The organism is Methylobacterium sp. J-026 (genome assembly GCF_022829585.1).
In the GTDB taxonomy this organism is placed as follows: domain Bacteria; phylum Pseudomonadota; class Alphaproteobacteria; order Rhizobiales; family Beijerinckiaceae; genus Methylobacterium.
Map to the genome: position 1 here is coordinate 79632 of NZ_JAKSYC010000230.1, position 19728 is coordinate 99359.

At 65.1% G+C, this 19728-nt stretch carries 21 protein-coding genes; 14 read left to right on the top strand and 7 right to left on the bottom strand.

Going from position 1 to position 19728, the window contains the following annotated elements:
* Positions 1-761 precede the first annotated feature (761 nt).
* A complete protein-coding gene (locus MKK69_RS20325) occupies positions 762-1178 on the top strand; it encodes a cupin domain-containing protein (protein WP_243970831.1) in 417 nt (138 codons plus the stop codon).
* An 85-nt stretch (positions 1179-1263) separates the two neighbouring features.
* Here the strand turns inward: MKK69_RS20325 and MKK69_RS20330 are convergent, their stop codons facing one another.
* The 3 genes from MKK69_RS20330 to MKK69_RS20345 form a co-directional block, all read right to left on the bottom strand.
* Positions 1264-1764, bottom strand: a complete 501-nt coding sequence (locus tag MKK69_RS20330; RefSeq protein WP_243970834.1) for a hypothetical protein — start codon at positions 1762-1764, stop codon at positions 1264-1266.
* 307 nt (positions 1765-2071) lie between these two features.
* Positions 2072-2359, bottom strand: a complete 288-nt coding sequence (locus MKK69_RS20335) for a hypothetical protein (protein WP_243970835.1) — start codon at positions 2357-2359, stop codon at positions 2072-2074.
* 930 nt (positions 2360-3289) lie between these two features.
* Complete coding sequence (locus MKK69_RS20345) at positions 3290-4015, bottom strand: FkbM family methyltransferase (protein WP_243970837.1); 726 nt, start codon at positions 4013-4015, stop codon at positions 3290-3292.
* A gap of 1440 nt (positions 4016-5455) precedes the next feature.
* On the opposite strand from MKK69_RS20345, the gene MKK69_RS20350 reads away from it, so the two are divergent.
* The 7 genes from MKK69_RS20350 (at position 5456) to MKK69_RS20380 (ending at position 12686) form a co-directional block, all read left to right on the top strand.
* On the top strand, positions 5456-6673 hold the full coding sequence (locus MKK69_RS20350; protein ID WP_243970839.1) for a tyrosine-type recombinase/integrase: 1218 nt from the start codon (positions 5456-5458) through the stop codon (positions 6671-6673).
* Positions 6670-7257, top strand: coding sequence for a hypothetical protein (locus MKK69_RS20355; protein ID WP_243970841.1), 588 nt, complete (start codon positions 6670-6672; stop codon positions 7255-7257). Before MKK69_RS20350 ends, MKK69_RS20355 begins: the two co-directional genes overlap by 4 nt.
* 81 nt (positions 7258-7338) lie before the next feature.
* On the top strand, positions 7339-7551 hold the full coding sequence (locus MKK69_RS20360) for a helix-turn-helix transcriptional regulator (RefSeq protein WP_243970843.1): 213 nt from the start codon (positions 7339-7341) through the stop codon (positions 7549-7551).
* 210 nt (positions 7552-7761) lie between these two features.
* Entirely contained in the window at positions 7762-7968 is a 207-nt protein-coding gene (locus MKK69_RS20365) for a hypothetical protein (protein WP_243970845.1), read from the top strand.
* The gene (locus MKK69_RS20370; protein WP_243970847.1) at positions 7965-8573 is read left to right on the top strand and encodes a hypothetical protein; all 609 of its coding nucleotides are present in this window, start codon (positions 7965-7967) and stop codon (positions 8571-8573) included. Before MKK69_RS20365 ends, MKK69_RS20370 begins: the two co-directional genes overlap by 4 nt.
* Complete coding sequence (locus tag MKK69_RS20375) at positions 8570-10885, top strand: AAA family ATPase (protein ID WP_243970849.1); 2316 nt, start codon at positions 8570-8572, stop codon at positions 10883-10885. Before MKK69_RS20370 ends, MKK69_RS20375 begins: the two co-directional genes overlap by 4 nt.
* A gap of 1126 nt (positions 10886-12011) precedes the next feature.
* Positions 12012-12686, top strand: coding sequence for a recombinase family protein (locus tag MKK69_RS20380; protein WP_243970851.1), 675 nt, complete (start codon positions 12012-12014; stop codon positions 12684-12686).
* A gap of 113 nt (positions 12687-12799) precedes the next feature.
* Here the strand turns inward: MKK69_RS20380 and MKK69_RS31055 are convergent, their stop codons facing one another.
* Complete coding sequence (locus tag MKK69_RS31055) at positions 12800-12928, bottom strand: hypothetical protein (protein ID WP_279598518.1); 129 nt, start codon at positions 12926-12928, stop codon at positions 12800-12802.
* Positions 12929-13090: 162 nt separating this feature from the next.
* On the opposite strand from MKK69_RS31055, the gene MKK69_RS20385 reads away from it, so the two are divergent.
* Positions 13091-13339 carry a hypothetical protein gene (locus MKK69_RS20385; protein ID WP_243970853.1) on the top strand — a complete coding sequence of 83 codons (249 nt, stop codon included), beginning with the start codon at positions 13091-13093 and terminating at the stop codon, positions 13337-13339.
* Between the two features lie 372 nt (positions 13340-13711).
* On the opposite strand, the gene MKK69_RS20390 is transcribed toward MKK69_RS20385, so the two are convergent.
* From MKK69_RS20390 to MKK69_RS20400, 3 genes are all read right to left on the bottom strand, one after another.
* On the bottom strand, positions 13712-14218 hold the full coding sequence (locus tag MKK69_RS20390) for a hypothetical protein (protein WP_243970855.1): 507 nt from the start codon (positions 14216-14218) through the stop codon (positions 13712-13714).
* 397 nt (positions 14219-14615) lie between these two features.
* The gene (locus MKK69_RS20395; protein ID WP_243970857.1) at positions 14616-14858 is read right to left on the bottom strand and encodes a hypothetical protein; all 243 of its coding nucleotides are present in this window, start codon (positions 14856-14858) and stop codon (positions 14616-14618) included.
* A 12-nt stretch (positions 14859-14870) separates the two neighbouring features.
* Positions 14871-15170: a hypothetical protein gene (locus MKK69_RS20400; protein WP_243970859.1), complete on the bottom strand. Its 300-nt coding sequence runs from the start codon at positions 15168-15170 to the stop codon at positions 14871-14873.
* Between the two features lie 103 nt (positions 15171-15273).
* Between MKK69_RS20400 and MKK69_RS20405 the strand changes: the two genes are divergently transcribed.
* The 5 genes from MKK69_RS20405 (at position 15274) to MKK69_RS20425 (ending at position 19362) form a co-directional block, all read left to right on the top strand.
* On the top strand, positions 15274-15525 hold the full coding sequence (locus tag MKK69_RS20405) for a helix-turn-helix domain-containing protein (RefSeq protein ID WP_243970861.1): 252 nt from the start codon (positions 15274-15276) through the stop codon (positions 15523-15525).
* A gap of 466 nt (positions 15526-15991) precedes the next feature.
* Entirely contained in the window at positions 15992-16879 is an 888-nt protein-coding gene (locus MKK69_RS20410) for a helix-turn-helix domain-containing protein (RefSeq protein WP_243970863.1), read from the top strand.
* A gap of 105 nt (positions 16880-16984) precedes the next feature.
* Complete coding sequence (locus MKK69_RS20415) at positions 16985-17884, top strand: PhzF family phenazine biosynthesis protein (RefSeq protein ID WP_243970865.1); 900 nt, start codon at positions 16985-16987, stop codon at positions 17882-17884.
* The gene (locus tag MKK69_RS20420) at positions 17881-18345 is read left to right on the top strand and encodes a RidA family protein (protein WP_243970867.1); all 465 of its coding nucleotides are present in this window, start codon (positions 17881-17883) and stop codon (positions 18343-18345) included. The genes MKK69_RS20415 and MKK69_RS20420 overlap by 4 nt, the downstream gene beginning before the upstream one ends.
* Positions 18346-18441: 96 nt before the next feature.
* On the top strand, positions 18442-19362 hold the full coding sequence (locus tag MKK69_RS20425; protein WP_409564849.1) for an amino acid ABC transporter substrate-binding protein: 921 nt from the start codon (positions 18442-18444) through the stop codon (positions 19360-19362).
* Positions 19363-19728 lie beyond the last annotated feature (366 nt).

Here is a 19728-nt window from a genome sequence, read left to right on the forward strand (position 1 = left end):
ACGGCGCAGCGGATTTCAGGCTCGGAGAGCGAAGACGCCTCGAAACCGGAGCCCGGTGCCGTGTCCTATCGCGGCGGGCGCATCCCCGGCCGCGGAGCCGGTCCCGTCCCCGGCCGGGCGCCGCCACGGGGCTTGGCTGTTGACGACACGCGCATGCGGCTCGCCACGGTTCTGGTTTAGCTCTACAAGTCGTTTCAGTGGTTACACCATTCGATCCTCTTTCGGGACGATTTAATGGCTTGTTAACCAGTGTTGGTGCTGTTTGGCTCGATCGAATGGAGCCTGTGCCGTGATCTCAACAAGTCTCCTCGTCGTGATCAGTGCCGCGCTGAGCGCAGCCGCAGCGGGCGCCGTCCGCGATCCGAACGCGCGCAGCCGATAACGCCCTCCGGTCGGCGGGTCCGTGATCCGTCGGCCACGCGCGGTCTCGCGTCTGTCGGCTCGGGGACGGTCCTCGAACGGACCCTTCGGCGTGACGGCCCGCGACCCCTGATCCGTCGACCGCCGCCGAGAACCCTTCGGTCCGCGGCCTCCGTCAAACAGGCGATGCGGTCCAGCGCCCCGCGGGGTAATTCGGCACTTCCCAAACCCCAATGGCGCACTCAAGCCCGTCCGGTCCGCCGGAACGGGCTTTTTTTCCATGCGGCGGCCCCGCGGGGAGCGGGGTCTTTGCAAGGTGCTCTGAACTGGCGCATCCTTGCGATCGCGGATGAAAATTATTCGCTTCGAAAGAACAAGACCACGATCGGGAGGACGCGGCGATGCTGTCGAGACGAGGCTTCGTGAATTGTGCGCTCTGCGCCGTGGCGACCGGCTTCGCGGCCGTCGCCGTCGAGTCGCAGGCACAGCCGGCGGGACAGACCTCCGGCGTCACGCGCAAGATCCTCAGCACCGAGGAGCTCCCGGACGGACGCTACGTCGTCGTCCAGGTCGCCGCCGAGATCGCGCCGGGGGCGACGGTCGCCCGACACACGCATCCGGGCATCGAATCCTCGGTGATCCTGGAAGGGGAGGCGGAACTGCTCGTCGACGGCCAGCCGAACCGCACCTTGCGGGCCGGGGACAGCTTCCAGATCCCGGCCGTCGCCCCGCACAGCCTGCGCAACGGGTCGGGGGCCACGCGGGTGGCTGGGACCTACACGGTGGAGAAGGGCAAGCCCCTCGCCTCGCCAGCCTGAGCCGTTTTGGCGGACGTCTCTAGCGGCTTCGCATCGACGCCCGAGCCCGGACGCGTTCCCCCGTGCAGCGGGTGACCGGGCCGGTTCAGTTGCCGGGGCCGAAGCTCGGCCTCTGCGGCGGGAGCGGGGGACGCGCGATGGGGGACCGAGGCGGGACTGGTCCGGGATCGCCCGTGGCTGGCCCCTCGGATCCGGGCCTCGCGGCGGCGGACAGCATCGGGCCCGGCGGCGGGGGCTTGCCGGAGACCTGCTGCGGGCTTCCGGCGCCGCCGGGCGCGGGCAGCGTGCATTGCTCGCCGCAATTGCTGACCACCGCCGGGTAGGCCTTGCCGGCGATCGTCGCGGAGACGATGCAGCGTGCCGGATGGTAGACCAGCTCGTACTGGAACTTGCCGCCGTCGTCCGACTCGGTGCGGAACTGGCCATCCAGAACCACGGGCATGTGCGGCTGATCGGTGGTGCCGACCACGTAGAGCCGGCCCGTGGCGATCGCCGCGATCGTGATGTCGGAGGCCGCCCGCGCCGCTCCGCAGCTGAGCAGGGCCGCCGTGCCTGCCGCGGCGGCGATCGAGATCAAATGAGCCAACCGGCCTCCCTCCTGACGGACGCGCTCAACCCGGAGGCGCCCGCCGACATGCCGCCTGCGAATGGCGGACGGCATCGATGCACCGGCCCGGACCGGCACCGGCGCGGGCCACGATGCCGCCTGCCTCGCCCACCGCAACGAAGAACCGGCCGGCTTTGCTCCATCGCCGCACGGCCGTTCCGCGCGGCATCCCGGCCGGCGCACGGCGTTCCCACGTCGCAGGGGTCGGCCGTGACGGTGAGGCCGCCACGAAGGGAGCCCCGCCGCGGCCGGGCGTGATCGCGGGCCGCCCCCTCTCCACGGATGGTCACGACCGCTTCAAGGCGCTCAGAGACCGTGTCAGATGCACGACGACATCGTCCCCCTTCGGTCCCGGAAGCGCCTCGGCCGACGGCGCCTCAGCAGCCTGCAAGCGCTGGGCGACCTCCATCACGACGTGCTCGACGGATGGTGGCCACGGCACCTCATTGTCCAGAAGCATGCGGGCCGCGCGGACGAGCATGCGGAACTGCTCGGGCGGGATCGACGTCCCGGCCGCGTGCTGGTCGAGGATGCGATCGGCGATCGCGGCCGCCAGCCCGGCGACTTCAGCCATCTTGTCTGGCTTATCGCCGGACTCTGTCATGCGCCTCAGCCCTTCGCCTTGGGTGCCCGGTGCGGATCGAGCCCCGCTCCGGAGCCGCCGATGCCTCGGCGCCATCCCGGACCGGTGCGCGCCGGAGGCGGCCGTCTCTGCCCGGCGGCCGATCGGACCCGAGCCTGTCCCAAGGCCATCCGTCCTGGCAAGTGGCCACGCCGATTGGTTATTACGGGGCGAGCCCTCCGCATATTGTTCCGTTAGCAATAAGAACAGGCCGCGCGGAAGAGTTCAAGCGTCCGGCCGGCGCCCCGCCCGCTCCCTCTTCATCGCGGCTGGAGCGTGGCCGCGATACCCGCCCGCCCCTCAGACAGAGGAGGGGGGAGATGCGTGCGGGGCGGGCGTGGCGTTCGGGATGGCGGCCCGTCACCTGCCGGGAGCGAGGACGATGCACCTACCGCCGCCCCGCGGCCCGGGGATCGCATGCGCCGGTGTTGTGAGACGCGCGGGCCTGCGCAAACAGGCGCTCATGGCGGGGGCGGACGCGTCCGTATCCCGGCCATCCCACCCCATCCTCCGCCACCGGCCGGCGTCGCTCGGGGGCCGCAGGTTTTGCCGGCGCTGCCCTCCGGATCCCGAGGCGACCGCCGCCAGCCCCTGCTTACCGGGACGATCGGCCACCAGACGACGAAGCCGCGTGTTCCTGCGCGCCAGATCCGTCATCCTCCCGGCCTGATCGCCGCATTCCTCGGCGCCAGCGGTCGGAGCTGTGCTCGAAGACATCCGCCTCCGTGCAGGCGACGGCGATGCTCTTGCCATGCGCAGTCTGTATCTCGATCCGGTGCGGCATCCGCACAGCCCGCGTCGCGCTCGGGCTCCGTCAGCGCTGTATCCCAGCTTTTCCCGTCCGGGCCGATCTCGCAATCAGCCCGGCCCGAATCCGGCCGCTCAGATGGCAGACCTTTGTATACCCAATACGTCGTCTTTATAATCAAAGATTTTATAATCTTGCTCAATCAGCATATGTTTTGCCTCTGCGGCATCTTCAGTCGATAAATGTTTTTTCTCGTACAAAACACCTGTCGGTAAGGAGGTTGAAAAATCCATCGTTTTTAAGACAGCAAGATCGGCCCCTTCGGTATCAACATGAAGGAAGTCGATTTTATCCACCTTATGCTCGACTAAGATTTCGCTCAGCGTTGAGCATCTCACCTGATCTTCGATGATATACGGCTCAAGCTTCCCATCCAGATGCTTAACGATATGATTCCTGTCGAAGGACCCCAGCTGGTTCCACCATTCAGGGAGATTGGGTATCTCTTTTTTGGCATCGCTGGAAACGTAATAAAATTTTCTACTCGGACCGTCCGAAACCGCTCTATTGCAAAATATAAATCTGTCCTCATTGCCGTAATTCGATTTTAATTGCTCAAACGCATACTTGACTGGTTCTATTAATATACCTGTGTACTTCGAGTTATATCTGGCCAATTTATTGAGTGGATCCCCATGCAATCCATCGTTTGAACCAACTTGAACAAAGAAAACCTTATCCTTCTTCGAGAAAATCCCCTCGATCCGTCGTGTGATGAAGGGCTTGTCGTTTTGCACCGTATGCAATAATCGCAATAACCCTGGTGTTTTCTTCAAAATATTTTTTGCCAGGGCTTTCATCACCGGCTCCTAATAATTGAAAGGCCAAAGCGTGACCGTAGCGTATTCGTGGCGCTGTATAGGTCAAGGCCGTTTCCGGGTCGATTGTCGAAGGGGGGAACCCTTTTGAATCAGCTGGGTGCCTGCGTAAATTCTTCGTGGGCCCGGTGGCCGACCGTTAGAAAAGCGGTGGTTCGATAGTCTAACCGCAACGGCGTTCGAATCGGCACGGCCCTCTCAACGACGTTGCTATGAAGTCCGGCGCCGTCTTTGGATGAAGGCACCTTTTTTCAATCACATCATAGATTCTCGACGTTGAATCCGATTCTTAGATCTCATCGTTCGACTCTATCACGCGGATAAATATCAACATGACCTAGTTCGAAAAAATGTTAAGGCACGTAAGTCCATTTTTTTATCACAAATTAGTTCGTCAAGATACGAAAAGATTTTTGTAGCTGCCCTGATCGGGGTTTTTATTGGAAATAACTGTAGTTGGCTCCGCGGTTCGTGATACAGGTCCAGGGACAATTCACGTTGCTCTCAGGTCGTCCGAAGATAAACCGCCGAGTTCGGGGCGGTGGCCCATCCTCGGCACCGGGCAGGGAACGGACGTCGCGCAACGGCGCACGATCGACAGGTGGTTCGGGTAGGTAGAACACCGCAGGTGGGACACGGCGCTCGTCTGCAACGGGCGAAACTGGCCAGTCAGCCCGTCGTCGCTGTTGCCGTGCTCCCAGGCGTCTGAATCTGACTCGCAGCAGCTTCACCGATCGTGTTCGGTGCCCGCGTGTCCGTCCAGTTTGAGGCTCAACGTTCGAACCGATCCCCCACGGTCGGGGCGGGGGCGGTGATCGTGGGCGGCGAGGGACCGTCGATGGGAGCGGGTTCAGGTTCAATGGGGGAGATGACGGCCACCCCCACTCTCATCCGTGTGGTGGATGGGTCACGCCTGCGTTCGGCGTTCCAGATCCGTTTCAGGACACCATCCGCGCGGCATGTCGGACCCGTGCTCCCCGTGGCTCCTGAGTCCTCAAGAGGCCTCGGCGATGGGACGAGCGACGGTTCGCCCTTCGACCATTCAACAGGGTCGATCGGGGTGCATTGACGTCGGTCCCAGACCCCCGGCTTCGGGTTCTCCGATGGTACGGCAATACGAAGCGACAACCTGTGAGACCGCCCTGTAAGAGCGCGGTCATCGCCGGCAGGTCGCTTAAACCCAACCTATGGAAATCGTTGGAAGATTACTGGTGCTGCGAGACAGGATTGAACTGTCGACCTCTTCATTACCAAACATCTGCCGGGGCCAAACAGCCCCTAACAGATCAGGTAATTGAAGCCGGGAAAAACCGCAATTAGCACTGGCACTTGGCGACATTGCGAGCCCTTGTTAATATCATTGGGTAACAGGCCATAACGGGCCGATCGCGTTACCCAATTGATACCCAGGGCTCACGACAGATGACCGCGAAGGTGCTGACCGTGCAAGCCGTTGAACGCCTGAAACCGGACCCACTTGTCCGCCGCGAGATCCCCGATGCGGGAATGCCTTCGCTCTACCTGATCGTGCATCCGACCGGCCGGAAGGGCTGGTGCGTGCGCTACCGCTTCGGCGGCCGTCCGCGGAAGATGATGCTTGGCCCGTACCCAGCCCTCGACCTGCCGGCTGCACGCGACCGAGCCCGGGAGGCAGTGCGCACCCTGTCCCTCGGACGGGACCCCGGTGCCGAGAAGATCGAGACGGCTAGGATCAACCGGGCTCGGCCGGTGGATCATGACCTCGTCTCCAGCGTGGTCGAGGATTTCCTCGAGCGGCACGTCCGCAAGCACAACAAGCCGAGCACCGCGGAGACGGCCGCACAGATCTTACACAAAGATGTCGTGCCGGTCTGGGGTCGCCGAAAAGTGGAGAGCATCAGCCGACGGGACGTGCTGGACCTGCTCGACGGCATCGTGAATCGTGGGGCGCCTGTAATGGCGAACCGGGCGCTGGCGACCGTCCGGAAGTTCTTCAACTGGTGTGTCGAGCGCGCGATTATCACAGCCTCGCCCTGCACGGGCGTGAAGGCGCCATCTCAGGAGACCACGCGCGACCGCGTGCTGACCGACGCCGAGCTGCGCGCGGTATGGCTGGGTGCCGATAGGGTAGGGTGGCCGTTCGGGCCCTTCGTGAAGCTGCTGATTCTCACGGCGCAGCGGCGCGACGAGGTGGCCGGCATCACAAAGGGCGAGCTGCACGAGCGGGGCACTGAATGGCATCTGCCGGCCGCCCGATCCAAGAACGGGTCATCGAGCATCGTTCCGCTCAGTGAGCCGGCTAAGGCGATCCTGAAGGCGCTACCGAAGATCCAGGGGGACTTCCTCCTGACCACGACCGGGGAGGGGCCTATTCGCGGCTTCTCGCGCGCCAAGACGCGCTTGGATGCCGAGATCAGGGCTGCCAACGGTGGCAGGAGCCTGGAGGGCTGGACTTTTCACGATCTGCGTCGAACCGGATCCTCCGGCATGGCCCGGCTCAAAACCGACCCGCACGTCATCGAAGCAGTGCTGAACCATCGATCCGGCGTCATCAAGGGCGTGGCTGCGGTCTACAACCGATACCAGTACCTCGACGAGAAGCGGGCCGCGCTGGAGACGTGGGCGACGTATGTAACGACAATTTGTGGAGGCGGTTCGTGATCGCCGTCCCGTCAGGCTATGCGTCCCTCGGCGAGCTATTGGATTTCGTTGAGAAAGAGGTGCTGGGCGATGAGTTGGACAAGCCCATCCGCACCAAGAGTTACAGTCACGTGATTATTCGAGTTCTTGAGTATCTTGAGACTGGAAAATTCGTTGCATACACGGTCGATCCAACGTCCGGAGACATGCATGGTATCGACAGGAAGTATTGGCGCACTGTGTTCGGCAAGCCTGCGCTCCATGAAGGACTCAAGTGTTACGATCTTGAGGGAAAAACCGGCCTTCCGTTCGTAATCAAAATCCCTGCCGGGATGCAGTTAAATTTTGGCGCAGCTTCTCGCGAAATCTCTTCAGGCAACACCTGGAAGTCTAAAGGTGGTCGACCGCGGGAGCATGACTGGGATGGCGCGTTCATCGAGATGGCGCGCGTCGCAATTTCTGGGCAGGACCACTCACCGGCTGCGCTGACCCGCGCTGTGACGGAGTGGTTCGCGAAGACTTATGACCGCGAACCTGCCGACAGCCAAATCCGCGAACAAGTTGCGCGATTTCACGACGCACTCTGGCCGCCGAAAACCTCATAGTTGGCGGTCGCGGAGGTTTTCGGCGGACGTCACTTAACAATTGGGCCCACTATCGAGCGTGTTCCACAGAGGAGCTACGCAATGCCCCTGGCTGTTCCAAGATCCGGCGACGAGTTGCTGCCGGCACCACATCTGTTGGCCCGTTACAAGGTCAGCGACATGACCTTGTTTCGTTGGCTCAAGGATGAACGTCTGAGCTTTCCACAGCCGATCCGTATCAACGGACGCCGCTACTGGCGGCTGGCCGACCTGCAGGCCTTTGAGGCCAGGCAGGCTTCGAAGGAGGCCGCGTAGCACGATGGCCCTGAAAACAGTTGAGGGACGGAGCGCGTGCAGGCGCTCACGTCCCTCGGATAGTGTCGCTCGGCAGACCGACCCATCCGATATAGCACCCCACCGGCACACCGCCAACGTGCGGCCCTTCGTTTTTGATAGCCGCGGTTGCTTCCTCGGCTTCGTGACCGGCCGCGCCGAGGCTCGCGCCCTTGTTCGGGAGGGCGTGTGATGTCGGGATTTCTCACTCTCGCCCTCGATGAAGTGGCCGAGCGGGCTAGTTTGGCCGCCCGCTATGCCGAAGCCGCTGCCGCGCTCGCGGCGGCCGGTGATGTACCCGGCATGACGCATAGCCTGGCTTGCGCCGCCCGGGTGATCTTGGCCGCTACACAGGCGGCCGAGACCCTGCGTCCGGCAGCACAGGAAGCGGCGCAATGATCGCGCGTCCCCTCCTCCAGCGCGACGACTTCCTCTGGTGGCTGGACAACAGCCGCCGCCACTACCGCGTGCGCCCGACCCGGCTCGGGGATCTGACCTTCCGGTTCGGGGAGACCTACCCCGACTTTATCACGGTCGTGCCGCTCGACGGCCGGAAGTCGGCAGTGATGAAGGCGCAATGCGAACTCTTCCCGGACGACTGGGAAGATACCGATCGCTACGCCTCAGCCAGGCTCAACGCGATCGCAATCCGGGCCGCGGCTCGCCAGCGTGGGGGGTGCGCGATGAGCGCCGACCTCCTCACCTTCCCCCGCAACCGCGTGCGCCGTGTCGAGGCCGACAGTGTCCGGCTCAGCTACGACTTTAACCGGTGGTGCTCCGAGCAGTACCGGGGCGAGCGGTTCCTCCGGCGGTTCCACTTCGACAGGCTCCTCGACGCCCGCGCCGAGGTCGAGCGGCTGGTGGCCAACGGCTTGCGACGTCTGCCCGACGCCCGGCCGGACTGGACGGATGTCGCCTACGGCTCTCTGAGCGACGGCGGCCTGGATGACGATCCTGATCCTCGGCTCAGCGATCTCCTGGACGAGGGAGGCGTTGCGGTATGACGGCTGGAACCGCAACTTCCGAGCGGCCGCCCAAGCCGCAACTCCCACCCTTCGCCGGTCTGCCCGACCTGCCGGCGCTGCGCGAACTCCAGGGCCGCCCGAAGTGGGTGGCCTGGGAGTATACTTGGAACGATGTGCGCGGCGTCTGGGACAAGCCGCCGCTCAATGCCAAGAGCGGTGGTGCGGGCAGCACCACCAATGCCGCGACCTGGGCCCCCTATGCCGCCGCGGCCGCCTTCGCGACGCGACGCGTGCAGGCTGGTGTCGGCTACGTGCTGTCGCCCGACGATCAAGAGAGCGGCATCGACCTCGATGATTGTCGCGACCCGGAAACCGGCAAGTTGCAGGCCTGGGCCCAGGTTGCTGTCGATTTCGGTGAGACCTACGCCGAGGTGTCGCCGTCCGGCTGCGGCCTGCGGTTCTTCGTGCGCGGCATGGTCGATGGCCGAAAGGTCGATGCCGCGCAGGTCGAGATCTACACGGGCGGTCGATACCTGACCGTCACGGGTCGGCATGTGCCCGGTACGCCGACGGAGATCCGGGAGGCACCCCGTCTAGTCGCCTACCTTCAGGAGCGGGCCGACCAGATCCGGGCCGCTCAGAAGATCGCTGCCGACTTGGCTCGAGAACAGGAGCGGAAGAAGGCCGAGAAGCGAGCCGAGTCCGGGACGCAGGAGCCGCGCAGGCAGACCACGAGCGAGCGGGCTTCGGCCAGCGCCCGTGAGCGCGGCCCGCGCGAGGGCTCGGACTTCTGGCGGACCGTGAATGACCGCGCGCTGGCGAACCTGGGAGCGTGGGTGACGAGCGTGTTCCCCGGCGCCCGCTACCAGTCCGGGACCGGAGCTTACCGAGTCGACCAGCGCGACCTGGGCGAGGGGTATGAGGAGGACCTGTCGATCCACCCGGATGGGATCCGGGATTTCGGCTCCGGCGACATGGGCGATTCCCGCGACGGGGCCCGAACACCCCTCGACGTCGTGCGAGACTATCTGCCGGCCACCGACCCCGCGGCGGCGGCCATGTGGCTGTGCGAACGCCTTAGCGTCCGGCCGGAGGATATCGGCTGGAAGGGCGGGCAGCGTCAGGACGGCGAGCCCCCGCGTGATGGGGCTGCCGCCCAGGGTGAGCCGCCGCCGGAGCGCAAGCGGATCCGGGCGACACCGTTCGTCTATCGTGATCCGTCCCTGATCCCGCCGCGAGAGTGGATCTACGGCCGACACCTGATCCGTCGGTTCCTGAGCACCACGGTCGCGCCCGGCGCGTCCGGCAAATCGAGCCTCGTGCTGGTGGAGGCCATAGCCATGGCAACAGGCAGGTCGCTGCTCGGGGTAAAGCCGCCCCAGGCAATGAAGGTCTGGTACGTCAACCTCGAAGACCCATTGGAGGAGACCGAGCGCCGGGTCGCCGCGATCTGCCTTCACTACGGGATCGATGCGCACGAGCTGGAGGGCCGACTGTTCCTCGACAGCGGACGCACGGCCGAGATCATCATCGCCACCCGTCAGCGTGATGGCGTGAAGATCGCCGAGCCAGTCGTCGAGGATCTGATCGCCAGCATGGTCGAGAACGCGATCGACCACATGGTCGTGGATCCGTTCGTCAGCTCGCACAGGGTCACCGAGAACGCCAACGACGAGATCGACATCGTCGCCAAAGCCTGGAACCGCGTCGCGGAGATCGGCAACGCCTCGATTGAACTCGTGCACCACGTCCGGAAGGGCCACGTCGGGCAGGGTGAGTACACGGTGGAGGACGGCCGTGGAGCCGGGGCGTTGCTCGCTGCCGCACGCTCGGCCCGGGTGCTCAACCTCATGACGAAGGACCAGGCCGAGAAGGCTGGGATCCCGACCAACCGGGGCTTCTTCCGTGTCGACAACGGCAAGGCCAACCTCGCCCCGCCCCCGGATAAGAGTGACTGGTTCCAGCTCGTGTCCGTTTCGCTGGGCAATGGGCCGCCCGGCATCCTCGACTACGGAGATCAGGTGGCGGTCGTTGATGCTTGGGAATGGCCAGACCCCTTCGAGGGCGTAGGCGCTGATGACCTTCGCGCGGCTCAGTCCGAGGTGGCCGGCACGATCGCGGCTGGCGCCCGCTGGCGACTCAACGTCCAGTCCCCGGACTGGGTTGGCATCCCGATCGCCCGGGCCCTGAGGCTCAACCACGACGACAAGGCGCACCGCAGCAAGATCAGCCGCATGCTCCGGGTCTGGATCGAGACCGGCATGTTCGCGGTGGTCGAGGGCAAGGACGGCAAGGGCAAGCCGCGGGATTTCGTAGAGGTCGGCACGCATGCCTCAGATGCGGGCGAATGAGCCATTCTCCACCCTGCAGGGTGGAGTGGAGACAGGTGGAGAAAGTGGAGGCAAAACCTTCTCCACCACCACCCCTTATAGGGTGGGTGGGGGTGGTGGAGGTGGCGCGCTACGAGGTGGAGGTGGAGAGCTGTTCCGCGATTGGGTGGCAGAGGCCAGAGACGGAACCTAATGCGAGCCGACGCGGCGAGTGCGCAGCTTCCAACAGAGTGGACTGCTAAGGGCTCGAGAGGCTGCGATTGGGGCGAAAAAGACCGCAAACCGCTTCTTCTCAAGCGATGCCCCGGCGGACCCGTGCAAATTGCCGAGGTTTCAGGGGCGCTGACGGGCGATTTCCGCTCTTTCCCGGCGGAGGTCATGCCAGGGCGTGCACAGAATGGCACGGGCGTGAGAGTCTGCATCTCGGGGGCTGATGCGCTAACCGCGACACCGCATCGGGAAGGTGGCAAGCTGCCGGAGCGATAGTGGCGGCAGCAGACCGTCAGGCTTCTTCGGAGGAAACCGGCGTGTTTGAAGTTTACACCTTCAGAGCCAGAGACGGTAGCGGGATCGGAGCTTCGATCGACGGGATTGGCGCGAACCTACCTGGTGGGCCGAGCGCTTGGATCCATGAGAGGACGCTGTGCCCGGCCGACATGGCAGCATGGCACGGTGTGGCAGGAGCGGGGACCGGCGCTGAGATCTGTGCTGAGGTGTGCCGCTCCGGTTTCTTCTGCGTGTGGAACCGAGGCGTGCACTTCGAGCCGCCGCCTGGCGAAACGGACCTTTGATCGGCTAAGGCGAGCTCCACGGAGATAGGAGGGGCACGCTGCGCGTACCCTTCACTTCCTCGAAAGCCACTGCTGCCGGCGGCGGGCCGATGGTGCGATGCTCTGACGAGTGGGATCCGCTCAACGGGTGAGATGGGCTGAAATCTCAGCCGGTCTCGGGTGCCCCCCAAATCTAGAGATACCCCTGTGCCGGCGAGGCCGCCGAGGCGAGCGCAGAATAGGCACTTTGTGCCGACCCTCTGGCGCGGTACAGCACCGCGCTAATTCCAATGCTGATTGCCATCGTGAGGCATGCTTGACCTCAGACTGAGACGTGTTACAACAGTGTCAACGACGGCAGACGTTGGCGTAACAGCATGGCTCAGGGCAGCTTCGTCGCCTACTACCGCGTCAGCACCCCTCGCCAGGGGCGTAGCGGCCTCGGCCTTGAGGCACAGCAGCAAGCGGTCCGCACTCACCTGAACGGCGGCAACTGGGAGCTTGTCGCCGAGGTGATTGAGGTTGAGAGCGGTAAGCGCAATGACCGGCCCAAGCTCGCTGAGGCGCTGCGCCTGTGCCGCCTGCACAAAGCAACCCTCATCATCGCCAAGCTGGATCGGCTCGCCCGTAACGTTGCGTTCGTCTCGACCCTCATGGAAGCTGGCGTTGAGTTCGTGGCGGTAGACTTCCCGCAGGCCAACCGGCTGACGGTCCACATCCTAGCCGCCGTAGCCGAGCACGAAGCTAAAGCCATCAGTGACCGAACCAAATCCGCCCTGGCCGCCGCCAAGGCCCGCGGGACTGTGCTAGGTGGCAACCGAGGCGCGATCATCACGGCCGACGCCAGGGCCCGCAGTGTGGCGTCTCGGGCGCAAGCTGCCGAACGGCGTGCTGGCGACATCCTGCCAATCGTCGCCGAGATCCAGGCCGGTGGTGCCGTATCACTGCGCGAGATCGCGACGGCGCTGAACGCCCGGCATATCCCTACGTCTCGCGGCGGTACGTGGTCGGCGGTTCAGGTGCAACGGGTTCTTGCCCGTCTCGATGCCTAGCGCGACACGATAGCGTTCTGATCGCTCGTCCCGACTACCGTCTATGCGTTTCGGCAGAATGCGAACGTTCCAATCGGTGAGCAAAAGAAAAGGGCCCCCGAAGGGGCCCCGTTTTACTGGGCTACTGCCCGGTACCGGACGATCCCGCAGCTATTCAAGAGATCGACCCGCTTGTGAGCCTCGATCTTGCTGACCCGGCCCAGGACGATGTTGCCGGTTTTGATGTCGATGATCTTGAACATTGTCTCGCTCCTTGCTTGCTGATGACTTAGTTGTACTTCGATATACTTGCCATGTCAACAGTCATCAGAAGGTTATTTGCTGTTTTTCAAAGTATTCGATAAAAACGCGCCAGAGCAACATGCTTGCCTGCCGCATCTGATCTCGCAACCGGAGAAATCTGTATGTCACGTCACAGCGACTTCCTGGACGATCCCGCGTTCAAGCGGGCGGCGGACGGTGCCCGCGCGGCGCTCGCTCTCGTGGCCGCGCATCACAGCGAGGATCCCGGCGCGGCGGGCGAGCTGGTGGCGATGTGCGTCCTGACTGCTTTCACCAACGCGGACGGGCTCACGGAGCCGCACGTCGGCATTCTTGCTCGGTTTGCTCCTGACCTCGGGCAGGGCACTGGTGCCCGCATAGACGATCATTGAGGCTGCCATGGGCGATGTCGTCAGCCTGAAGCCAGACGGGCCGGACATCGCCGATGCGGTCGCGCTGGCCGCGCTGTATCTGTCGCCCCAACCTTCAGACGGTGGTAACCATGGTGCTGCATGAGCGTTGTCGAGTATTCTCAACCGCTCGGTGTCGCCATGCCTCCGCAGTCCCTGGCCTTCAGCGCTTGTTGCCCTGTCGACATGAGTGAGCCGAGCCGGCAAGAGCTGGTGAGCGAGGCAAGGCGCACGTTCGGTGAGGCGGCCGCCCGTGAACTGGCTAGGCATCTCGCTGTGTCTTTCGAGACTTGCGGGGTGACCGGCGACGGGCGCGGCCGCGAGGGCCACACCGGCGTATCGGCCTAGCCGTTCCTACAGCAGCGTCACGAGACCGATGACCGCCATGCCCCCGGTGATGATGGCGGTAGCGGCCAGCAGCTCGCCCATCACCGTGCCGTTCAGCGGAATTCTGCACCCGAGACGGCGCACGATGCCAGCGGCGATGCTGCCGAGGCGAGCCGGGGTAGTCTCGAGCTCACTGTCAGCGGCAACGGCGGTCGGCCACAAGCTGCCGCCGAGAAGCATCGCCAAGTCCGAGCCCCGCGCTAGGGCGATGTCATAGGACGGCTGGTAGCTGTCGGCGAAGTCTCGCTCCTCCGTCAGCCACCACCGCAGGTGCGTCAGCAGGCAGATGGCGCCGTGCTGCGTCTCGCACCCGGTGGATAGGATGGCCTCTAGCGCCGCCTCCATGAAGGCTTCGGCTCGCTTAGAGTGCTCACCTACGGGAGCGATCTGGAAGGCATCCCACGCCGCGCGGTGAGCTGCGATGACGGCATGGACCGGATTGGAGGGCATTGGGGCGTGCGTCGTCGTTCCCATGGTGCGGGCTCCTAGGTGGCGATGGGGAAGGCGGGGAGGGCAGCGGCGGGCGGTGCTCAGCGGCGGTGCTGAGCAGGCCGGGGAAGCGGTGACGGAGCACGCGGCAGTGGTTGAGCGCCCAAGCGTGCTGTTCACGCAGGCCACGTTCGCCGCGAGTCATCCGCACCCGGTAGGACGCGGCGAGGGTGAGGCATTTGGCGTGATCCTCCCGGGCGTGAACGAGGCACTGCGTCGGTGTGCGCAGGATCAGCGGCAAGGCATGGGGCGAGCGGGCAAGCATGGTCGTTCGGGCTCCTGGCGGCAGGGCAGCAGTGGGAAGGGGGTGAGTCGCTAGCCGATCGAATCCCGGCTTAAGTCGTTGACGTTGCTGGCCGAAAGGGTGATTCCCTAATGGGCCTCAACGTGCGGTCGGCGCTTTCACGAAGGCCCGGGTGACGGGGTGGCGCCAACGGCGGGTGCGCTCGCACCAGATCGGGGCGGCAACGGCGGGGATCAGGGCGGTGGCGCTGGGGGCCGGGGCGAGAGCCGCGCGGCGCAGCGTCGGCAGCTCTGGGAACCCGTTCTCCTCGACGTAGGAGGCGAGGAACGCGGAGCCGGTGGCGAGGCCGGCGACGGTGAAGGCGAGGAGCGCGGCGAGCATGAGTGCGGCTCCTCAGTGCGCGGCGAGGTGGCGGGCTACCTTCGCGGAGTTCCACGCGGCCTTGAGGCAGACGGACATCGCCTCGGCCCAGGTGCCGCCGAACCTCTCCTGATGAGCCTTCGCGGCGAAGGCAGCAGCCCCCATGATCGCCGAGCGGTCGAACGCGCCGGCGGAGGTGACGAGACGGCGGCGGTTGATGCGGGCGAAGCCCTCGACACGGGCCTTTGCGGACAGCGCGCCGGCGGCGATGACCGGGCGCGCGTCGTGGAGGCTACGGGAGAGTGCGGTCCAAGATACGGTGCGGTGGGCCATTGGTTTTGCTTTCCGTCTCTAACCTTCGGAAAACATAACCTAGCTCGCATGTGGTTGCAAGGGGTAACTTGCGAAATTCGTAACCTGCCGCTATGCCTCGGGCATGATTTCGTCAGCCCAATGCCGCGCGGCCCGCGCTCTTCTCAACTGGACGCAGGACGACCTGTCCAAGGCGACGGGCCTCAGCTCGGTTACGATCCGGGCCTTCGAGAAGGGTGGCGAAATGCGGGAGAGCAACCGCAACCTGCTGCGGCTGTCATTCGAGAAAGCTGGGCTGATCCTGATAGATGCCGACCGCGAGGGCGCGGGGGTCCGGTTCAGATATCCGAATGGCGACGGCATACCATCCGTATGAGGCAGGCGTAGATAGCCTCTAGGATCGCGCAGGATGGCTCAGGAGCGGCGTCGCTCGAAATCCGGCCCGTGACTGCGGATGGGCTGTGGCTGCGGCTGGCGGCCGTTTTGTGGGCAATTTATAACCAGCGCTGTGCAGCGTCTTGCCGCGGCCCTAACTAGCGACCTAGTGGTCAAAATCTCACGGTTGGTACCCATTCGCTAGGGGCCGCAACGGGTGGTTTCCGGCTCGTCCGCTTCCAGACGGCGGATGCATCGAAGCGGACATAGCCGCTGGTACCGCTCAAGACCCTTCTAGGACGTCGAACGTCTCGATTGATCGCGTCCGTGATCGCCTGAAAGCAGAAAAACGGCCCTTCCTCAGCGATGAAGCTGTAGCCTCCCGATCCAGTCGCACCGTCGTTCGCAGCCGGGGCAACGCTTTGCCGCTGCTGGCCGGATCGCTTCAATTGCGGTAGCGTCCTCGCATGCTTAGGTCGCTCAACTTTCTCCGGCGAACGGCACTTCCTTCGACACTCATTGCCGGCTGCGACGAACACATCACCCTCGTCGGCGGGGGCGTCGATTACGCCAAGCCCTGGCACTGGCACGACGGCCTCATGCTGCTGCTGCCCTGTCTCGGCGTGCTCAACCTCAAGCACGAGGCGCGGCGGGACGGCGTGTGGGTGTCCCCGGATCGCTTCGCCGTCGTCCCCGCCTCGCACCCGCATGACACCTCAGCGCTCCAATCCGACCAGACCCACGTCGCCGTGTACCTTCGGGACGAGGCGTTCCAGCGCATCGAGAGGCAGCTCGGCTCGCTGAGCCGCGTCCGAGCCCTGATCCGGACCAGCGCGATGTTTTCGGTTAACCCGGACATCCGTGCGCTCAAGGCGCTATGCCGCGACGAGACCGGCGACGCGATCGGTCAGGGGGCCGTCCGCGCCCATCTCTCGGCCGCTCTGCTCATCCGCTGCCTGACCGCGATCGAGAGGGGGCAACCGCTGGGCACCGGCTCACGCGACAGTCATGCGACGATCTTGATCGACGAGGTTAAGGCGTTCGTCGCGCAACGTGCGGACCAGACCCTCTCGATCGACCTCCTGTCGGAGCGTTTCAACGTCTCCCGCCGGCACATCACGCGCCTGTTCCGAGAGCGGACCGGCCTGTCGATCGGCGCGTTCCAGCAGGGCGTGCGCCTCGCGGAAGCGCGGCGGCTGTTGAAGACCACCGATCTGCCGATCGATGAGGTCGCGTTCCGGGTTGGGTTCGAGAGTGGATCGGCCCTGGCGCGGGCGCTCCGACGCCGAGACGGGCTGGCACCGCGTGAGGTCCGCGCGCGATCCGCTGCGATGGCCCGGACGGTCGCGAGATAGGGCCCGGACGGTCGCGCGGACGGAGGCCAACTCCGCCATAACCCACCGAATTTCACCAACCGGCACTGAGGCCGGTCAGGGAAGTTCGGCACTGGGTTCACGATCATGGCACGCGTCGAAGTCGTCAACGTCTTCACCTGCGGGGATGTGGGCGGAAATCCATGCCCTGTCGTCGTGGACGCGGCCGGGCTCGACCCCGCGGCGATGCAGGATGTCACCCGCCGGCACGGGCACGAGAGCGGCTTCGTCCTCCCCGCCGAGGACGATGCGCACGACTTCCGCTTCCGCTTCTTCGTGCCCAACCACGAGATGGAGATGTGCGCCCACGCCACGGTCGGCGCGCTCTGGGTGCTGGCCAAGCACGGACGGCTGCCGGGATCGCCCGTCCGCATCGCCACCGCCAGCGGCTCGGTCGCCGGCTTCGTGTCCACCGCGGAGAGCGGAACGGTCTCCGTCGAGATCACGCAGCCGGCGGGTCGGGCGGTGCCGCTGTCTCCGGAACAGGCCGGCGACGTGCTCGCGGCACTCGGCGTGGGCCGCGAGAACCTCGCGGACCTGCCCCTGCACAACGCCGTCACCTCGCGCGTGAAGACCCTCGTGCCGATGCGTGACCCCCAGAGGCTGCACGCGCTCGTCGCCAACCCAGCGGCCGTCGAGGCCGTCTGCCGCCAGATCGGCTCGACCGGTCTGTACCCCTACGCCGTCGTGGACGGTGAGGCGCGCGTTTTCGAGGCGCGGCAGTTCCCGCGCTCGTCGGGCTACCCGGAGGATGCTGCCACCGGTATCGCCGCCGCCGCGCTCGCCTTTGGTTTGCTGCACGATCGCACCGTCGCTGCCGACGACCGCCCGATCCGCGTCTACCAGGGGCGAGCGATGGGCAGTCTGTCCGAGATCACGGTGCGCCTCGGCTTCGCGGGCGACCGGGCGATCGGCTGCCTGCTGGGCGGGGCGGTCGCACCGGCTGCGAGCCCAGTTCCGGCAATCACGGAGGACGGACGCCGATGAGCGACGCTGCGCTCGCTCGCCTAAGAGCAGCCGGCCTGACGCTGCCCGAGCCGTCCCGGCCCGCGGCCAACTATGTGCCGTTCACGCGCGCCGACCCGCTTCTCTTCATCGCCGGCCAGACCCCCGTGCTGCGCGGCGAACCGCAATATCTCGGTGTCGTCGGCGACGACGTCTCGATCGAGCAGGCGCAGGCCGCCGCCCGCCTGTGCGCGCTCAACGTCCTAGCCCAGGTCCACGCGGCCCTCGACGGCGACCTCGACCGCGCGCGCTGCCTGCGCCTTGGCGGTTTCGTCCGCTGCCGAGCAGACTTCACGCAGCAGCCGCTCGTCCTGAACGGCGCGTCGGACCTCATCCTGCTCGCCCTTGGCGAAAACAGTCGCCACGCGCGGACCGCAGTCGGCACGAACGCGCTACCGCGCGGCGTGCCGGTCGAAGTCGAGGCCGTCTTCACAGTGGGCTGATCCGTCCGGCCTCGCGATCCACGCAAGCACCCAAGCTCGCCCGACCGCCGCATACGTGCGGTGGGACCGAACCGCTTAGCAAAGGAGAAGGCATACATGTTCAGGGGTGGACGCGCGGCCCTCGTTGCCGCGATCACGCTCGTCGGGGTCGCGACCTCGATGCCGGTCTCGGCGGACGAGCTGACCGGGACGCTGAAGAAGGTCAAGGAGACCGGCCGCATCTCGCTCGGCTTCCGCGACGCCTCGGTGCCGTTCTCGTTCCTCGACGCGGACCAGAAGCCCATTGGGTACGCGATGGACATCTGCCACGTCATCGTCGACGCGGTGAAGGAGAAGCTCGGCATGCCGGGACTGGAGGTCCGGCTGACCGGGGTGACTTCCGCCACGCGCATCCCGCTGATCGCGAATGGAACGATCGATCTGGAGTGCGGTTCGACGACTAACACCGCAGAGCGTCACAATCAGGTCGCCTTCACCAACACCGACTTCCTAACTGCGACGCGCTACGTGTCGAAACGGTCGGCCGGGCTACGCACGATCGAGGACCTGAAGGGCAAGACCGTCGTCTCGACCTCTGGCACGATCAACTTGAAGCAGATCAACGAGGCGAACACGGCGCGCAAGCTCGGGCTGACCATCCTGCCGGCGGTCGATCACGCCGAGGCTTTCCTGATGGTGCAGACCGGCCGGGCCGCCGCGTTCGTGATGGACGACGTGCTCCTGGCCGCGCTGGTGGCCGGTTCACGCGACCCGTCGAGCTTCGAGATTTCGACCGAGGCGCTGTCGCACCCTGAACCCTACGGGATCATGCTGCGCAAGGACGACCCTGCGTTCAAGGCGGTCGCGAACGCCGCGACGACTAAGCTCTATGCTGGTCCCGGCGGGCGGGCCTTGTACGATCGGTGGTTCACGCAGCCGATCCCGCCGCGCGGCATCAACCTAAACCTGCCGATGAGCGAGGTGCTCCAGAATGCCTACGCTCATCCAAACGACAGCTTCGATCCGAGCGCCTACTAGCGGCACCAAGGACGGAAAAGCTCTACCAGCAAAGCTGCACACTAGGGAGTGATATGGCGTCCGCTCCACATGCGCGAGCAGACACGGGGCGACGAGGCTACGAACGACGACCTCCCACCCCGAGCCGAAGTTGCTGGATAGCCGGCGAATGGCCGCTTATGGGACGCGACCATGGTGACCCGAGCGGCTGGGTTGGGTCGCCAGCGGAACGTCCGCATCTGCCTGCCGTCTCCAGAGCCTCGGTTCGGGTGTCTCCTCGCCTTGTCGGCGTGGGCCGGCAAGGAGACAGACGATGGGACACTCTGCACACGATCCAGCCACGAAAGGGCGACCGGCCTGGAACGCCGGCCGCAAGCTTGGCGCCAA

Coding starts and splice junctions, on each gene's coding strand:
- MKK69_RS20335 (WP_243970835.1), bottom strand. CDS start 2,359: ATGGCTGAAGTCGCCGGGCTGGCGGCCGCGATCGCCGATCGCATCCTC.
- MKK69_RS20390 (WP_243970855.1), bottom strand. CDS start 14,218: ATGGGAACGACGACGCACGCCCCAATGCCCTCCAATCCGGTCCATGCC.
- MKK69_RS20395 (WP_243970857.1), bottom strand. CDS start 14,858: ATGCTCGCCGCGCTCCTCGCCTTCACCGTCGCCGGCCTCGCCACCGGC.
- MKK69_RS20420 (WP_243970867.1), top strand. CDS start 17,881: ATGAGCGACGCTGCGCTCGCTCGCCTAAGAGCAGCCGGCCTGACGCTG.
- MKK69_RS20385 (WP_243970853.1), top strand. CDS start 13,091: ATGTCACGTCACAGCGACTTCCTGGACGATCCCGCGTTCAAGCGGGCG.
- MKK69_RS20375 (WP_243970849.1), top strand. CDS start 8,570: ATGACGGCTGGAACCGCAACTTCCGAGCGGCCGCCCAAGCCGCAACTC.
- MKK69_RS20410 (WP_243970863.1), top strand. CDS start 15,992: ATGCTTAGGTCGCTCAACTTTCTCCGGCGAACGGCACTTCCTTCGACA.
- MKK69_RS20365 (WP_243970845.1), top strand. CDS start 7,762: ATGTCGGGATTTCTCACTCTCGCCCTCGATGAAGTGGCCGAGCGGGCT.
- MKK69_RS20360 (WP_243970843.1), top strand. CDS start 7,339: ATGCCCCTGGCTGTTCCAAGATCCGGCGACGAGTTGCTGCCGGCACCA.
- MKK69_RS20325 (WP_243970831.1), top strand. CDS start 762: ATGCTGTCGAGACGAGGCTTCGTGAATTGTGCGCTCTGCGCCGTGGCG.
- MKK69_RS20350 (WP_243970839.1), top strand. CDS start 5,456: ATGACCGCGAAGGTGCTGACCGTGCAAGCCGTTGAACGCCTGAAACCG.
- MKK69_RS31055 (WP_279598518.1), bottom strand. CDS start 12,928: ATGTTCAAGATCATCGACATCAAAACCGGCAACATCGTCCTGGGCCGG.
- MKK69_RS20400 (WP_243970859.1), bottom strand. CDS start 15,170: ATGGCCCACCGCACCGTATCTTGGACCGCACTCTCCCGTAGCCTCCAC.
- MKK69_RS20380 (WP_243970851.1), top strand. CDS start 12,012: ATGGCTCAGGGCAGCTTCGTCGCCTACTACCGCGTCAGCACCCCTCGC.
- MKK69_RS20405 (WP_243970861.1), top strand. CDS start 15,274: ATGATTTCGTCAGCCCAATGCCGCGCGGCCCGCGCTCTTCTCAACTGG.
- MKK69_RS20370 (WP_243970847.1), top strand. CDS start 7,965: ATGATCGCGCGTCCCCTCCTCCAGCGCGACGACTTCCTCTGGTGGCTG.
- MKK69_RS20345 (WP_243970837.1), bottom strand. CDS start 4,015: ATGAAAGCCCTGGCAAAAAATATTTTGAAGAAAACACCAGGGTTATTG.
- MKK69_RS20415 (WP_243970865.1), top strand. CDS start 16,985: ATGGCACGCGTCGAAGTCGTCAACGTCTTCACCTGCGGGGATGTGGGC.
- MKK69_RS20425 (WP_409564849.1), top strand. CDS start 18,442: ATGTTCAGGGGTGGACGCGCGGCCCTCGTTGCCGCGATCACGCTCGTC.